This window comes from Brenneria sp. hezel4-2-4 (assembly GCF_013155275.1).
Classification (GTDB): domain Bacteria; phylum Pseudomonadota; class Gammaproteobacteria; order Enterobacterales; family Enterobacteriaceae; genus Brenneria.
The window spans coordinates 70,679-87,373 of the sequence record NZ_JABJXS010000013.1 but is presented as its reverse complement, the minus strand read 5'-3'; the positions used below and the strand labels follow the sequence as shown (position 1 = coordinate 87,373).

Genomic DNA, 16,695 nt, shown 5'->3' with positions numbered 1-16,695 from the left:
AGTCGCCCCATTCCAGACTGGCTTTGGAGCCGATCACGCGAATGCTCTGACTATCCATGGAGCCGGCGTTCACTGCCGATGCCCACATCCTGCCCACGGCGCCGCCGTGGTAGTGCATCAGAACCATGGCGTTGTCTTCCAGCGGCGCTCGCGAGGGGATGAAGCTTTGGCGATCGCACAGCAGTTCCTTGATATGCAAGTCCGGCATCACCAGTTGAGAGATGTAATAGGTATGAGTGGAAATATCGCCCAACACAAAGCTCGGCCCGGAGATCTTGGGGTCAACCCGCCATTTCGCCGCATCGTTGCCCTTCTCCGCCGCCGCGTCGGAACTGAAGCCGTGCGTATATTGCAACTCCACCATTCTCACTTCGCCAATGTCTCCCCTGGCGATCATGGCGCGCATCTGCATCAGCAAAGGATGACCGGAAAAGCCGTAGGTGACGCCGACAATCAGCCCTTTCTCTTCAGCCAGCGCCTTAATTTCTCTAGCCTCTGCGGTGGTGAAAAACAGCGGTTTTTCACAAATGACGTGCAGGCCGGCTTCGAGCGCCGCCCGGGTAATTTCATAATGCGTCCCATTGGGCGTGGCGACCGTCACCACTTCCACGCCGTCTTCACGCTGGCTTTCAGCCGCTATTAATTGTTTGTAATCGTCATAGCAACGGCTGGAGTCCAGTCCAAGATTGACCCCGAAGTCACGTCCGCGTTTGGCATCGATATCAAATGCGCCGGCCACCAGCTGGAACGCCGTATTATCGCGCAACGCGCCGCTGCGATGCTTATAGCCAACCTGGCTCAACCGCCCTCCTCCGATCATCGCCCAGCGCAGCGGTTGAGGGATTAATTTTTCACCGTTTACCATAGAACCTCCAATAGGCCTAAGAGTTAATTAAGTAACAAGACACTCCGCTACTACTCGTATATTTCACCGCCCTCCTTTTTTGCACCCGGGTGCAAAAAAGGAGGGCAAAAGAGCTTAAATTGTTGGTTCACAGCAAGAGTACTGGAACCGATACTATGAACTGGCACGACTCAACGAAAGTTATAATCAGGTATTCAAAGCTAAAGCTCATTGTTTGCAAATCCGCAAAATGAAAAATAGCTGCGGTAATCACAAAAGTGACAGACATGTTGGTCGAAAAAGTGACGGTGATCTTGTTTTCGATCTTGCCGCGACGACCAGACATCGAACTGCGCCAGGCGCTCATCTTAAAACGTCATTTAAAAGATAAAAAAACATCATTAACCAGACTAAGAATCCCACGCTGAGAATAAGCATCAAAACCTGATTATTTCCCGGGAAGGTATACACAGCCTTGAGAGTGGACTTTCTCACCTTAAGAAGTAAAAACGGAGGCAGTAACACACTCCACGACACCAGAGATACTCCGGCAAACGCCATCGCCGGAAGAAAACCTTCGGGCATAAAAATGCATATCACCGCCGGAGGAAAATAAGTCAGTAAAATCGCTAGCGGGCGCGAGGCCCGGTTGAAGCGGTTTTTAAGCATAATCTTCCAGGTAATCACAAAGTCCAATAGAGGCGGACATCAGGGAGGCCAGAACGCATAGATCAAAAGTGAAATGAGAAATCCATAGAACAATGACTGTGTCACCGCCCTACCATCCCTTTTTACTACGACAAGTTCGTTAATATGCTCTGAAAAGACCCGGGTCTGATATTTCAGCGATCTGTCTATCTTCCTTTTTTGCCAGTTTTCCATTGCGTTACCTTTATTGTGTTTACAACTATAAGTGACAGAACCGCCAGGAATAAGGCGCTGACTCCCAGCGTTCTGTCGAACCCGAGTCCGATATCCGTCAGTTTTACGGCAAGAAAACTGATGGCACCGGCGCTGACCGTCTGAATAAACCCAGTGACTGACGTAGCAATCCCGGTTTTATTTCCTTTAATTTGTAACGCAATAAAGTTCGCTGTGGGGTAATAAGCACCGAGGGTGAAATTGAATATCATCGCCCCGGCAATGCACAATAGCAGGGATTGGCTGCCTGCTATAAACGGGATAACAGACAGTGCATTTATCAGGAATAAAACGTAGGGATTGACCAGACGTTCAAATTTAGAGAACTGGTTTCCGGCTATAAAGAAAAGAACAGATGCAGAAAAAAGGAAGGAATAATTCAGCGTACCGAGTCCGAACACTTGCATAAAAATTGCCGGTGAGAGCGAGATATAACAAAAAAGCGAACTCAGCATAAGCGAGACAAGTAGCGTGCCCTGAATAAATGCCGGTGTGACAAATCCCGGGGTCTCCGGGATTGTCTCATTATGAGGCACTGCCAGAGAACGGGGAGACAACATGATGGTCAGAACACTGAAAATGACCATAACAAGGAAGATATCATTCCATCTCAGATGCCCCAGTATCACCCCGCCGACAAGCGGTGCGATGAGCGGAACGACTGCACTGGCTGATGAAATGTCGGACAGGGCCCGCTTTAGCGTCAATGGCGAAAAAGTATCTTTCGCAATGGCTTTTGAAAGAACCGGTCCCGCCCCGGCGCCAACAGCCTGCAACGCCCGCCCGGCCAGAAGCATGTGAAGACTTTCAGCCATAAAACAGATAACGCTCCCGGCAAGGAAAAGAATAAAGCTGGCCGTCAACACACGGAGTTTCCCCAGTTTCTCACCGGCAAAACCTGACAATAATTGGCTACAGGCATATATTACAAGAAACCCGCTGATGGTTAGCTGGATTGTGGAGTAATCGGTATTAAATGTTTTTTGTAATACGGGTAATGCCGGCACTATCATATCCGTCGCCAGTGCCGATACCGACGCGGCGAGAATAAGATAAAAATACATCCTTACCATAAATAACACTTCCTGAGATTGTCGTGCTAAACGGCGATATTATTATCAGCGAGTGGTCGGTATACCTTTGAACCCGGAGCATAACCAGACGTAGTTCCCACCTCAGAACAGTGCGGCCAGCGCCAGTAACAGATAAGACATTCTGATTATTTTCTTCTTTTTAAACGGTGCTAAATGGTAGCTTTATTTTTTTTAATATATCAATATTTTTTTAATGTTATTTTTGACATTATATTAAATAAATTAATTTCAGTTAGTTATGATAATTATCGCGACTTATGCAAAGCATTTTTTCAGCGGCTTAATTGTATAGCTATGTGTTTGACATGGGATGAAATAACGCACGTTACTGAAGTTTATTCTGCTGTTCCGTCTGCCGAGAGCGAAGTTATCCCAGAGAAGTGAGGGGAAGACGAGCTAAATATCCGTTAAAAAAATGCTGGTTACCTTAAGTAACCAGCATTAACCCGAAGGTCTTTTTTCAACGAATTACAGACGACAGTGGAAGTCTGTAGATCAGATATTGGAGCGGGAAACGAGACAAGCACTGAGTTGCTAAGTCTGAGTTTATTAACGTTAATTTGATACTTTCAGTATCAGTTTGGTCTTGAAATTAGTCTTGTTTTGGTGGCTCGTCAAGTAAATGAATTAGCGACGCCTTTAGACAGCAATCAAAACTCAAGCGCTCTTCCCGATTAATATTATCCTCGCGCCAAACACAATGCGCCAATATTGAATAACATTATGAAAATAATACTTTTTATTCATATTAATTAAACCTTATGGCATATGCCCCGACATTGTTTTTGTATTATTTTTTAATTATATTCAATACGTGATACATAAATGAGGAACACAGCATGTCCCGAACCACGACAATGACCGTTCGCCTCAAAGGGCCGCTGAGCGACTTCGTGGCCGCCAACGTCGGCGAAAACGGTGCTTACGACAACGTCAGCGAGTACATCCGGGACCTAATCCGCCGGGACAAAGAGCGGGTAGAAGCGGAAGCATTCGCACGACTTAAGGCCGAACTGACTAATGCCTTTGCTGCACCAGAGTCTTCATACGTATCCCTGACCGCCGCCGATATCATTGCACGCAACAAGGCCTGACCGTATGGCTAATGTTCGCATTCAGGAGGCCGCCTCTTATCGTCTTGACGAGATCTACCGCTACACCCGCGAGCGATGGGGTACAGAGCAAGCGGATCGCTACATTACCGGCATGTTTCAGGCATTTGCCAAGATAGAAACCCACGAGGTCGTTTCACGGCCAGTACCCGCCGAATTTGGAGTAGACGGTTTCTTCTTTCGCTACGAGCGACATGTTATCTACTGGCGCAGACTATCAAACGGCGATATAGGTATCGTGACGGTTCTGCACGGGCGGATGCATCTGATTGATCGGTTTCGAGAAGATTTTGGCATTTGATGGCGGCCTAGGCGTGGTTATTATTAAATGCGTTAAGGTGTAGACAGGCTGGCGACGGCTTTTTCGTTGCGGCTTCGCTTTCACAACAAAGCCGCGCTTGCTTGCGGCGTCAGCCATCAGTAAGGAGATATCGTGCCAGTCAGCTTTGAAAAACTGAAAATTGGGAAAGCATATGAACGTCCCTATTTGGCTGATATTTGGGGCTACAATGGATTTCAGGCAATTTCTAGAGGCGTTGTCACACCTTCGGGGAGCAACTACATAATCTTATTCGTGACAAAAGAAAAACAAGAAGCACTAACCCAGTACAACGACTTTCTAGACGAAGGATTACTGCGATGGGAAGGCGAGAAAAGGCATTCTTCAGATAGCAGAATTATAAATGCTGAATCTGCGAATAATGAAATACATCTGTTTTATCGAGACATACATCATTCGCCATTCATTTACTACGGCGAGATTTTTCTCACAGAACATAAGCTGCGTACAACAGAACCAAGTCAGTTTGTATTCAAAGTTGGTCAAAAACCTCATAATTCAGATCTGTTAGACGACATTGAATCACATCAAAACGAATACAAGTTACTCGATCAAACTGAAAGAGACTCAATTGTAAAAAGCCGGATTGGACAAGGATTATTTAGAGATGGTGTAGTGAAGCTATGGGGCTCTTGTGCAGTTACGGGCCTAAGCAACCTATATCTGCTTCGTGCATCACATATAAAGCCATGGAAAGATTCGTCCAATCAAGAACGCTTAGATCCTATGAATGGGCTGCTTCTGCAACCGACGCTAGATCACCTTTTTGATTCGGGCCTAATTACATTCAGCGCAAATGGGGCCGTAATGTTTTCATCAATACTATTCCAAGACGATATCCAGAAGTTAGGGCTAGCAGGCGATCTCCAGTTAAGAAAACTCCCTGGCAAGCTAATGGGCTACATGGAGTACCACCGAGAACATGTATTCAAAAATGGCTAACAAGGAGCTCGCTTGGATGTGATGAAACTGTGCCGGTGTTTATCTGTAATTCGCTCATTGTATTGCCCAATGCTCTGCACCCAAGAACATCTACCTGCCTTTTGGTTTCACTCTGAACTCCATCAAGCATCACATTGTGTTGTACGACAGCATCGGGCGATAGCTGCCTTTGTATCATGGCAACAAGTTGCACGAGTGCTTTCCAGTCGGGGACTTTGTCCTTATCTTGACCGGCCATTGCACCGTTCCGTTTGAGTGTGGTACTCAATACCACTGGAATAACTTGAAGGAGAGGATCAGTTTGCTTGATTGACGCACATGACAGCCATTTAGCCCCGTTGGGGGCATAGCAACAAGCGGAGCATTTTTTCCGGGCAGGGATACCGGTCACGAACAGTGACAGCCCGTCGCTATCATTCAGGGTATAGGTTTTGCCGGTGGTGCGGGCCTGCCGGGCGACGGCATCGGTTAACGCCATAGGGGTTGCCTCCTTCAAGGTTGAAGAGAGGTGTACCGCGCACAGGGAAGCGACTCAGCAAACAATCCGCATCCGTAACGCACCCGATTTTCGTGTACTACTTTGTGTACTACTTCGGCGTGATTGACGGTGGTTTTCAGTGGATTTTACTGGAGGCTCAACAGAGCGATTACCCTGTTGAATCAGAGAGCTACAGACTTTGGTGGACATCTATAGAACAATAATTGGAGCGGGAAACGAGACTCGAACTCGCGACCCCGACCTTGGCAAGGTCGTGCTCTACCAACTGAGCTATTCCCGCATTTGGTGCGCTGTATTATCTCTTAGTTCCACTGAAAAGCAAACTTACCGGACCAAGAGTGATACCTTGTCCATAAAATGGACATAACCCCATGAATATTATGATTATACATTCATTTGGCGGACGGAATTATGTCCCAATCTACCGAGGCTGACAAGACCTTTTCAGCGAAAATTTGCTTTATCGACATTGCGGCCTAATACCGTCCGATAATCTGGCAGGTTCAATACCCTTTTGCAAAGTCTACTTCTCCGCGTAATGCCTCTCCCCGGCGGAAGCAAGCCAGGTTATCCAGAAACAGGCGCACTAACAGCGTGGGAACCATCGGGCCGGCAATATGGGCGGTGATCGTAAGGGTCGGTTCCCGCCAAAATGGATGAGTCTCAGGCAAAGGTTCCTGTCGGAAAACATCCAGAACCGCGCCGGCAAGCCGTTTATTACGCAAAGCCGCAAGTAAATCCTCATCAACCACGGCGGTTCCCCGCCCAACGTTAATAAACAGGGTTGAGGTTTTCATCGCGGCAAACAACGCGGAATTATAGATATCTGCCGTTACGGCGGTATCAGGCAAAAGATTAATCACGTAATCAGCATCCCGCACCGCCGTTTGCAACGCGGCGATCCCCATGACCTGTTTAAAGTGAGGTAACGCTCGGGGGGTATTCACAATGCCATACAGTTTCGCACCGAAAGGCCGCAGGAAAGCGGCCACTTCACAGCCGATCTCACCGGCGCCGACGATGAGCACCTTTCTGCATAGCAGGGAACCCGGCAAACGGCGATCCCATTCCCGCTTATTCTGACTGTTCTGCCGCTCACTTATCTGCAATTCGTGCCTGAGCATATAGGCAAGCACATACTCGGCAATCGGTTGACCAAACACGCCCACGGCCCGGCTTAACCGATAGTCCTGCGGCAATCCGGCAGCCAGCAATGGCTTAAATCCGGCCCAGGTCGATTGCAGCCATTCAGGTTTAACGCCCTGCGCCAACAGAGCCGCGGCAACATCCGGCTCGCCAAGCCAGATAGGACAGCGCTCAGCCTGCTCGGCCGTTCCATCCGACGATACAAGCTCAAGTTCTGGCGCTTCATCATGCAACACGGCGCTGATTTCATCAGCACGAGGATCCAGCAGCAGGATCGTGGTCATAAACAGCTTCCTCACGTCAAGGACAGCGCCGGACATCAAACAGAGAAAAATAAACGAGGGATTAAGCTGACTTAACCCCTCGCACTCACGGACATCACGACAGACAACTGCATTTTATTGCAGGCAATGAGTTTACTACATCTGGAAAATCGCCGCCTGCCAGGGCTGCATAGTCAGATGATTGTCGCCGGGAGCGGCCGCCTGTTCAGTACGGTTACTGATTAGCGTTTTGACAATCTTTTTACCTTCAGGAATATTCCATTCAACGTTATCGTGGGTGAAATTAATCACCACCAGATACTGTTGATCCCCCTGCGTGCGGGTATAGGCAAAAAGTTTATCATGTTGCGGATCAAGATCCCGATACTCCCCATATATCAATGCGGGGGTCTGCCGTCTTAATGCAATAAGTTCACGATGATAGTTATATATGGAATCCTGTTGGTTGATCTGAGAGGCGGCATTAATCTGCTTATAGTTTGGATTAACGTGAAACCAGGGCGTTCCTTTGGTAAAGCCGGCGTTGGCTTCCGCGTTCCACTGCATCGGAGTTCGTGCATTGTCCCTGCTGGTTTGCCGCAAATGATCCAAGTACTCTTCCGCCGGCACTTTTCCACTTTCGACGAAAGTTACCCAGCGTCCTTTGGCTTCGACATCATCGTAATCCTCGATGTTCTTGAACGGATAATCCGTCATCCCCAGTTCATCGCCCTGATACAAAAACGGCGTGGCCCGCTGAGTCAACATCATCGTGGCCAACGCCTTGGCGGATAACACGCGCCATTGATCGCTGTCATCGCCAAAATGCGACACGGCCCGCGGATTATCGTGGTTACTCAGAAAGCTGGTATTCCATCCATTTTTGCCAACCTGCTCAATTTTTTGATACGTCGCTTTCAACTGCGGCAACGTCCACGTGGTTTTACGCCAGTTGTCACGGTCAAGGCGAACAATATCAAAATGAAATAACATATTGAGTTCATTGCGATCGGCATTAATAAATTTAGGCGCATCTTCAAATGTCACGCCAAACGCCTCACCCACGGTCATGGTGTCGTAGTGTGATAAGACTTCCCGATTCATTTCCTGCAAATATTCATGAACATGCGGCCCGCGGGCGTAGAAAAACTCGGGATGGGTCAACTCATCCGCCGGCAAATCACGAAGTCCCTCATGCTTGGATATAAAGGGAATGACATCCATACGGAACCCTGAAACACCTTTATCCAGCCAGAAGCGCATAATGTCATAGACTTCATTGCGCACTTTCTTGTTATCCCAATTCAGATCGGGTTGTTTCTCGTTATAATAGTGCAGGTAATATTGCCCTGTCGCATCATCTTTTTCCCAGGCTGAACTACTAAAGAAAGAGCGATAATTATTAGGAACATTACCATTGCGCCCGTCCCGCCAGAAATAATAATCACGGTACGGATTGTCTTTCGACTTTCTGCTTTCTTGAAACCAGTGATGTTCATCGCTGGTATGATTCACGACCAGATCGATAATTAAGCGCATATTCCGCTGCTTAATTTCATGCATCATATTATCGAAATCCTGCATCGTACCGTATTCGGCCATCACCTTTCTGTAATCACGAATATCAAAACCATTATCCGCATTGGGTGAATCAAAATGCGGGTTCAGCCAGATAGTATCGACGCCGAGATTTTTTAAATAATCCAACTTCTCGGTAATACCGTTGATATCGCCAATACCATCACCATTACTGTCGTTAAAAGAGCGCGGATAGATTTGATAAACGACGGACTCTTTCCACCATTTCCCTTCATTTTCTGCGGCGCCCGCCTCAGTTGATAGCGCGACATTGGCTAATGATGCGATGACTGCCAGCCCACAAAGATGTATTTTTTCCATCTTAATTCCTCATCTGTCAATACGATTAGTTATTAATAAAAGATTATCTGTCGTAGCTGAAAGGTTACAGCTCATATTGGCAGGAGTTTATCGATAAAAGCCGACTTTGTGATCAAGTTAACAAATGATGGAATGAAATAATATATATTTCCAGATAATTAACATCCTGAAAAAATAATTATTCCGCTATGTAAATAATACCCTAACCGGATAATTACACTGTTATTTATATTAAACACTCGCATGTGGTTTTTATTTATTTTCAGAATAAATGGAATGGTCACTAATTATTAACCAATAAATAAATTTATATTTTTCCTGGCACACTTTTCTTTTATATTTTAATCTGGGGGTTACGGACAACAACTAGCCTGACAGGCAGTCCCGGCCCCCGGAGTTTATTTATATTGCGCCGCAAAAAAAATCAGACGCGCAAATGCAATGCGATGACGGATCGGCGCTAGCCGGCAATCATACTGGCCGCCTGCCGTGTCGCCTCGCTGGTGCGTACAGCCAGCTTACGTACCTCATCGGCCACGACAGCGAAGCTGCGGCCCGATTCGCCCGCCCTGGCCGCCTCAATGGCCGCGTTGATCGCCAGCAGATTCGTCTGACTGGCGATACTCTGGATAGTGGTGACGATATCGGTCAGCATGCGCAGGTTCTCCTGCATGACCTGGTGTTGTCGCTCCTGAGCCTGACGCAGCAGGTTCTCCTCATGGATGGCATGGACGTCGGTTATGGCGCCCACCGTCCTCAGCGCGGTGCCGTCGGCGGCGCGCTGGCTCTGCCCCCGGCCGCGAAACCAGCGGTATTCCCCGCTCTTAAGCTTGAGCCGGTAAACCACATCGAAAGGGGTATTTCCGGTGCGATCGTTGACATGGGCGACAAAGGCGCCGATGGCGCGCTGGCTGTCTTCAGGGTGCAGGCGGGATATCCAACTGTCTAACACGTCGGGAAATTCCGCTATCGTTTCATAGCCCAGCAGGCGGCGCATTTGGGAAGAGAACCAGATGACGTTCTCCGGGTTGGCGGGATCGCCCGCGATGATGTCGACATCCCAGAGCGCATCTTGAATGCATTCGCGGGAGATCTCGAAACGCGTCTTGATGAGGGCCATTTCTTCGTCCCGCTGGCGTTGCGCCTGGATATCGCGCAGGATGCCGGCGGTAAGTCGCGGCGTTCCCTGCTCATCCCGGCGGGTTGCGCCGCTGATGTGAAACCAGCGATAACCGTCGGCCCCGGCGGCGATGCGTACCTCCAGATCGTAGGGCGTCCGGCCGCTGCGGTCGGTAAGATGGCGCGTCAGAGCCTCCTTGTTGGCGCGGCGATCTTCCGGATGCAGTAGCTCGTTCCACAGATCGAACCGCTCCGGCATCGATGCTTTCTGATTACCCGACCACAGCAACAGGCCGTCGGGCGCCATTTCCCAAAAGCGTTCGCCGACGCTCAGAAGGGCCAGTTCCCGGCGCGCTTCCGACAGTCGCAGCTTGCCCTCAAGATCGGCCACCTGCGCCAGCAGCATTTGCCGCTCGTCGAGCAACTGTTCGCTGTCCGTCAGGATCCGCCGCAGCAGCGGATGAGTTGTCGGATGCGCAGGCATGTAGATATCGGGGCCGGCCAGCCTGTCGGCAAGCGCCGTCAGCGCCTGATGATTTGCTCTAGTGAGTAGCAACATGGTATCCCTCCAATATATGCCATCGAAATGCGCCGGCGGCAGGACATGCTGCCGCCGGCGAAATTACAAACCGGCCCCGCCGCGCGAACGAAAGGCGCGCGGCGGGGTTGGTTACGCTTTTATCGTTTTACAGGGACTGATAGAGACGCCGTTCCACCAGAGCGCTGTCGCGCAGACGGCGGCCCGCTTTGGCGACGGCCAGCACGGCCAGATCGACCAGCGGTTCAAGGATGATGACGGACATGTAGGCTCCGCCGAACGACAGAATGCTGACGATATTTTCACCCGTGAAGCCCTGACCGTAGATAGCCCAGAAAGCAACCCAGGAGACGATGCCGGCCTGATAGGCCGTCGATAGCGCCAGCGCCTGGCGATAGGTCAGTTCAACATAGGGCGTATCCGGTTTGATGATACGGTCGGCCAGCGCCGACAGCGCGAATAGCGGCACCAACAGCGTCGTGACGTTCATGCCGTACTGCGGCAAGTCGAAAGGCGCGAAGAACAGCCCTTGGATCAGCAGGCCCGATGCCAGGCCGATGGCCGCCGGCGCGGCGCCGAACAGCAGGAACAGCGTCGAGCCGAGGATGAAATGCACCTCGGAAACGCCGACCGGGTGGTGCGGCAGAACCTCAAAGAAACTGAAAACCAGTGCCGTGGTGGCAAGGGAACGCAGCGCAAGCGATAGCAAACCGCGTTCGCGTATGCCCTCCAGCGCCAGCTTGAACGTATAGGTGGCGGCGCCCGCCGCCGTGGCGTAGCTCAACCAGATTTTTCCGGCGTCGACAAGATCGGGTTCGATATGCATGAGTTCCTCCGTTGCCGCCCGGACGGACGGCGTTTCAGATGCCTGTTAATAATTGTGCTGCGTCAGTCAGCGTTAGCCGTGCTGCCGGCCGGCGATCCTTTGCAATGACTCTGGGGTGGAGCATTCAATAACCATGTAATTTCCTTTTTACTGTTCTACCGTGTTTACCAATTCAATCCCTGTTTCTAAAATAAGTCTGGCGCGCCGCCAATACTTGTCTGAGACGGACATTCGCTTGATTAAGAGGGACAGTCGTTTGGCTGACGAGGACAACAGAAAGGACAATGCGCCCGTGCGGGGCATTATTTAGCGCTCGCGCAGCGCCTCGTTCATGCGGTTAAACGGTTTGATTAAATAATCCATCACGGTTTTCTCACCGGTTTTGATATCCACCGAGGCAATCATCCCCGGCACAATGGAAAAACGGCGACCGGCTTTGTTCTGAAGATAATCCTGGTCAGTGCGAATAAATACCCGGTAATAAAAGATCTCCGGTTTGGCTTCATCCTGAATCGTATCCGGCGAAATGGTTTCCACCACGCCGTCCAGCCCGCCGTAAATGGCGTAGTCATAGGCGGTGATTTTCACCAACGCTTTTTGACCCGGATGAATAAACGCAATATCCCGCGGCGACAGACGCGCTTCAACCAGCAGATGATCGTCCACCGGAACAATTTCCATAAGATCGCCATTGGGCGCAATCACCCCGCCGATGGTGGTCACCTGGATATTTTTCACAATGCCGCGCACCGGCGAACGCACCGTCATCCTGGTGACGGAGTCCGCGCGCCCTTTAATCACTTCCGAAAGCATATCCACTTCCGCGTTGGCTTTGGCCAGCTCCTGGCGCGCCTGCACATAATATTGCGAATGCAGGTCGGTCAGTTTCAGATCGAGATCCGCTTTCTGGCGTCGCAGACGCAGCACTTCAACGTGGCTCGCCGCCCCGGTTTTCACTAGCCGCTCGGTTATCGTCAGTTCGCTCTCAACCAGTACCAGCGCTTCTTTCAGCCGTGATTCGGAGTCCGCCAGTTGCGTACGCCGGCTTTTATAGAGCCGGGTTTCGGCGGCGGTAAGCTCCGGCCAGTCTTTTATCGAATCAGGGAATTCCAGCGGTTGGTCGTTGACCTCTGCGTTCAGTCGGATGCTGGCGGCCAGCGAGGCGCGATAGCGGGCGGCGCTCTCGCCCATATTGGATTCGGAACGGGTCGGATCCAGCCGCGCCACCACCTGCCCGGATTCCACCAGCGCCCCCTCGCGGACTGTCAATGCCGACAGTATTCCGCCGTCAAGCGACTGCAAAGTCTGTTCGCGCGAGCTGGGGATCACTTTCCCGATGCCGGTGGAAACTTCGTCGAGAGAGCCGAACACGGCCCAGATCCCCGTCGCCAGCAGCAACAGCGCGGTAATAACAATGATCCGCTCGGCGCCGACGTACTGACTTTTACGATCGTTTTCATTTTCCAGATCATCGTCGATCGGTTTCAGCGGATTAATTTTCATTATTTGCATCCTGGCGTCCGTTGTGATGCCGACCGGCGCTCAGCGCCTGCTCCTTCGGCGCATCCATCGCCAGTTGGCCTTCTTGCAGCACAATAACGCGTTCCACCAGTTCCAGCACCGCGACCCGATGGGTCGCCACCACCAGCGTACGCCCCGCCAGCCAACCCGCGAGGCGCTGAATAAATTCCCGTTCGGTATGCTCGTCCAGCGAGGCGGTCGGTTCATCCAGCAATACGATATTCGGATCGCGCAGCAACATGCGCGCCAGCAGGATCGACTGCCGCTGGCCGCCGGAAAGCCCAATCCCGCCCTCCATCACCGGGTGATCCAACCCCGCCGCCAGCTTTTTCACAAAACCATTCGCGCCGCACACCTCCAGCGCGGCAAAGATCTCCGCGTCGCCGGCGCGCGGCGCGCCCAGCGTCAGATTCTCCCGCAGAGTGCCGAAAAACAGCCGGGCGTTTTGTGTGAGCAGGCCGATATTGCGGCGCATATCCGCCATATCGATATGCGCCAGGCTCAGGTTATCAAGCCGCAACTCGCCTTCCACCAACTCCATACCGCCCGCCATCGCCTGGAGCAGGGTGGACTTCCCGGCGCCATTGCGTCCCAGGATCGCCACCCGTTCACCGGGGTGGATTTCCAGCTCCGCTATTTTTAGCACGATCGCGTTATCTTCACTGTGGTAGCGGAATGCCGCACGCTGGAACTGGTAGTGACCATACAGCACATCACAATTGACTTTGCTTTCATCATGACCGTTCTCCACCGGCAATTGCATCACGCTGTCCAATCCCTCTTTCGCCGCTTTGACCTGCTGCCAGCGCGCCAGCACGCCGCACAGCGTGGTCATCGGCGCAATCATGCGCGACGACAATAGCGATGCGGCGACAATCGCCCCGGTGGTCATCTCCCCTTCAATCACCAACGGCGCGCCAATCATCACCACCAGCGCGTACACCAGTCCCTGAACGCTCACGCCCCAGCTAATCAGCCACTGGGTAAGTTTGCGGATCCGCACCCCGGACTCCGCGCTAATACGGATATAACTGTTCCACTGCTGCTGAAAACGGTTCTCCGCCTGCATCAGTTTGATATCTTCCAGACCTTGCACACTTTCCACCAGCACCGCGTTACGCAGGGTGATTTCCTGCGTGGACTGGCGCGCCAACAGCGCCAGTTTCTTTTGCAGCAGCAGGCCCGGCAGGATCATCAACAGCGCCGACGCCGGCGCGATCCACGACAGCGCCGGCGCAACGATCAGCAGCACCAGTAAAAACAGCAGAAAGAACGGCAGATCGACCACCGCGGAAACCGTGGTGGAGGTGACCATTTCGCGGATCTGCTCCAGCTCCCGGAGTTGGGAAATAAAGCTCCCGGTGGATCGCGGGATCGCACTGTTGCGCAGCCGCAACGCATGGCCGAATACCCGGTCGGAAATGCGGATATCCGCGCGCTTGCCAAGAATATCCATAATGTGCGCACGCGCCAGCCGTAGCAGAAAAGAGAACAGCACCGCGATCAACACGCCGATCGCCAGGACATAGAGTGTCGGATAGGATTGCGCCGGGATCACCCGATCATAAACCTGCATGGAAAACAGTATTCCGGCCAGCGACAGAACGTTAACCACCAGCGAGGCCAGCATCACATAGATGTAAGGGTTGAAATCCCGCAGCACCAGTTTCCACAGCCAGTCCGGGCGGTAATTTTCCAGGTAGCGCCAGGCGCGGCTGTCTTTTACCGCCGACGCCGGTCGTAGCGCCACCACATGGCGGATCTCCGGCAAAAGCTGACTCAGAGAGAGCCGGCTAAGCTGGTTGCCGTCCGCCATAAAACAGACGCTCACGCTGTCCTGACCATCAAACTGTTCAATAACGCCGACCTGACCATCGGCCAACTGTACCGCCAACGGCAGACGCCAGGCGGCGATATCCTGATGCGCCTGAAGGACGCGGGCCGTCAATCCGGCCTGACGCGCCAGATTTTGCAACGCCTGGATGAACGTGCCGCCACCCAGCCACTGTGCGCTGGCCTGAAGCGCGCCCGGTGAAAAAGCCAGCCGGTAATCGCCGGCGATATAGCCGATGGCGGAAGCCCAGCGCGACAATAACCGCACGTCGTCCGCCGACGCCGCATGCACGTTTATCCCGGTCAACTGACTCATGGCTGGATCTCCACGGCCTGGATAGTGCGATTATTCAGCGTGAACGCACTTCGCATCTTGCCGGTGCTATACAGGCAATCGAGCTGTAACTGACGAAGCTGGGTCAGCGTTTGCTGTTCGGTAAAGCGTACCTGAAACACCTCTTGCTCGGCGTTCAGCACATCCAGCAGTTGCCGGCTGCCCAGATCCAGATATTGCTGTTGATAGAGCGCACGGGTCTTCTCGCCCAGTTCCTGTTGCCGCACCTGAATTTGCAGCGTGCGCGCCAGACTTAGGGCTTCATTTTGCGATTCCGTCAGTTGCTGGCGCGCTTCCAGCCGCGCGGCCTGCACCGCGGCATTGGCGGCTTCCCGAGAATGCGCCGCCGCGTTACGGCTGGCGGTCAGCCTGCCGCCTTGATAAAGGGGCATTTCGACTTTTATCCAGGCGGAATATTGCGTGCGATCCAGCGTCCTGCTGTTGGCGTAACGATCGTTCAGGTAGTGACTGACTTCCGGCTGTAGTGAGATGGTAGGAAGCATCCGGGCGTTGGCTTCATCCAGCTGCGCCTGTGCTTTGTTGGCCTGGGCGTAAGCCGCTAATACCGCCGGGATCAGCCGGTCGTCCGGCGCGCCCGCCTCGCAGGCGTGTCGCAGGCTTTGCGGGAAATCGTCGCTGGCATGTTGAATACGTTCCCAGCCCAGCCAGGAAGCGAGCGTCGCCCGCCATCGGTCAAGATTGGCCTGATACTGTAGCAACGCGGAGCGCGCGCCTTCGATACGCGCATCGGCCTGTACCACATCCGACAATGAACTGGCGCCCTCATCGTTGCGCTGACGCGCCAGTTGGCTGATGTTGCCCAACGCGGTCAGTTGGTCCCTGGCGATGGCGACCAGATTCTGATAGCCCTGTACCTGAACCAGCGCCGACGCGGTGTCATGCGCCACGGTATCAATGTTCACCAGCACATTGGCCTGCTCCTGCGCGACGCCGGCGTTGGCGGCGCGCACCTGGCTATCCGTCTTACCGAAGTCATACAACATCTGAGAAACCGACAATACCAGCGACGGACTATAACCGCTGTCGTTGTAAGTATTTGTAATACCGTTATTAATACCGCCAGCCACCTGCGGATAATATTGCGCCCGCGCCACATTGACCGCTTCCGACTGTTCCAACAACCGCCCGACAGCTTCACGAACAGCCGGATGCCAGGAAACGGCGCGCGCGACCGCGAGGCTAATATCAAGACTTTCAGGCGCTTTGGAAACGTCCGGTGAAGCAACCGGGCCGGAAAGCGAAGGCAATTGCTCCCAGTCGACGATCTGCCCGGTGCTGATAACGCCCGGCGGGCGCTCTGTCTCTGCGGCGCTGACGCTGGAGTACATTCCCCCGGCAACGATTGATAAATACGCCAGCGCCATCCCATATTTGCAACAACAACTCATATCATTCCATAATAAAATCAAACAATTGAATAAAATCACCGCTAGCGCGGCGATA

General features: G+C 52.3%; 15 protein-coding genes and 1 tRNA gene. 3 read left to right on the top strand and 13 right to left on the bottom strand.

Annotation, left to right across the window (positions count from 1 at the left end; all coding sequences use genetic code 11):
• The 4 genes from HOY33_RS18320 to HOY33_RS18305 all read right to left on the bottom strand — a co-directional run.
• Nucleotides 1–865: Gfo/Idh/MocA family protein (locus HOY33_RS18320; protein ID WP_172291567.1), on the bottom strand; the 865-nt coding region annotated here is incomplete at its 3' end.
• 127 nt (nt 866–992) lie between these two features.
• Nucleotides 993–1,190: a hypothetical protein gene (locus HOY33_RS18315; protein WP_216660569.1), complete on the bottom strand. Its 198-nt coding sequence runs from the start codon at nt 1,188–1,190 to the stop codon at nt 993–995.
• Between the two features lie 17 nt (nt 1,191–1,207).
• The gene (locus HOY33_RS20710) at nt 1,208–1,513 is read right to left on the bottom strand and encodes an aromatic amino acid transport family protein (protein ID WP_253906994.1); all 306 of its coding nucleotides are present in this window, start codon (nt 1,511–1,513) and stop codon (nt 1,208–1,210) included.
• A gap of 185 nt (nt 1,514–1,698) precedes the next feature.
• Nucleotides 1,699–2,838, bottom strand: coding sequence for an MFS transporter (locus tag HOY33_RS18305; RefSeq protein ID WP_172291565.1), 1,140 nt, complete (start codon nt 2,836–2,838; stop codon nt 1,699–1,701).
• Nucleotides 2,839–3,698: 860 nt separating this feature from the next.
• On the opposite strand from HOY33_RS18305, the gene HOY33_RS18300 reads away from it, so the two are divergent.
• From HOY33_RS18300 to HOY33_RS18290, 3 genes are all read left to right on the top strand, one after another.
• A complete protein-coding gene (locus HOY33_RS18300) occupies nt 3,699–3,953 on the top strand; it encodes an addiction module antitoxin (RefSeq protein WP_048637314.1) in 255 nt (84 codons plus the stop codon).
• A 4-nt stretch (nt 3,954–3,957) separates the two neighbouring features.
• A complete protein-coding gene (locus HOY33_RS18295; protein ID WP_172291564.1) occupies nt 3,958–4,272 on the top strand; it encodes a type II toxin-antitoxin system RelE/ParE family toxin in 315 nt (104 codons plus the stop codon).
• A gap of 132 nt (nt 4,273–4,404) precedes the next feature.
• On the top strand, nt 4,405–5,253 hold the full coding sequence (locus HOY33_RS18290) for an HNH endonuclease (RefSeq protein ID WP_199379662.1): 849 nt from the start codon (nt 4,405–4,407) through the stop codon (nt 5,251–5,253).
• Here the strand turns inward: HOY33_RS18290 and HOY33_RS20510 are convergent.
• The 9 genes from HOY33_RS20510 to HOY33_RS18245 all read right to left on the bottom strand — a co-directional run bounded on the left by HOY33_RS20510 (nt 5,240) and on the right by HOY33_RS18245 (nt 16,580).
• Entirely contained in the window at nt 5,240–5,731 is a 492-nt protein-coding gene (locus tag HOY33_RS20510; RefSeq protein WP_216660568.1) for a hypothetical protein, read from the bottom strand. The genes HOY33_RS18290 and HOY33_RS20510 overlap by 14 nt on opposite strands.
• Before the next feature lie 225 nt (nt 5,732–5,956).
• A tRNA-Gly gene (locus HOY33_RS18280) sits at nt 5,957–6,032 on the bottom strand.
• 223 nt (nt 6,033–6,255) lie between these two features.
• Nucleotides 6,256–7,182: a D-2-hydroxyacid dehydrogenase gene (locus HOY33_RS18275; RefSeq protein ID WP_172291563.1), complete on the bottom strand. Its 927-nt coding sequence runs from the start codon at nt 7,180–7,182 to the stop codon at nt 6,256–6,258.
• Between the two features lie 135 nt (nt 7,183–7,317).
• The gene (locus HOY33_RS18270) at nt 7,318–9,060 is read right to left on the bottom strand and encodes an alpha-glucosidase (RefSeq protein WP_172291562.1); all 1,743 of its coding nucleotides are present in this window, start codon (nt 9,058–9,060) and stop codon (nt 7,318–7,320) included.
• A 460-nt stretch (nt 9,061–9,520) separates the two neighbouring features.
• Nucleotides 9,521–10,738, bottom strand: coding sequence for a PAS domain-containing protein (locus HOY33_RS20760; protein WP_172291561.1), 1,218 nt, complete (start codon nt 10,736–10,738; stop codon nt 9,521–9,523).
• Nucleotides 10,739–10,865: 127 nt separating this feature from the next.
• Nucleotides 10,866–11,543: an energy-coupling factor ABC transporter permease gene (locus HOY33_RS18260; RefSeq protein WP_172291560.1), complete on the bottom strand. Its 678-nt coding sequence runs from the start codon at nt 11,541–11,543 to the stop codon at nt 10,866–10,868.
• A 306-nt stretch (nt 11,544–11,849) separates the two neighbouring features.
• Nucleotides 11,850–13,046, bottom strand: a complete 1,197-nt coding sequence (locus HOY33_RS18255) for an HlyD family type I secretion periplasmic adaptor subunit (protein ID WP_172291559.1) — start codon at nt 13,044–13,046, stop codon at nt 11,850–11,852.
• Entirely contained in the window at nt 13,036–15,213 is a 2,178-nt protein-coding gene (locus tag HOY33_RS18250; protein ID WP_172291558.1) for a type I secretion system permease/ATPase, read from the bottom strand. Before HOY33_RS18250 ends, HOY33_RS18255 begins: the two co-directional genes overlap by 11 nt.
• Nucleotides 15,210–16,580 (bottom strand): TolC family outer membrane protein, encoded by a 1,371-nt coding sequence (locus tag HOY33_RS18245; protein WP_172291572.1) that lies wholly within the window; start codon nt 16,578–16,580, stop codon nt 15,210–15,212. Before HOY33_RS18245 ends, HOY33_RS18250 begins: the two co-directional genes overlap by 4 nt.
• Nucleotides 16,581–16,695: the final 115 nt, after the last annotated feature.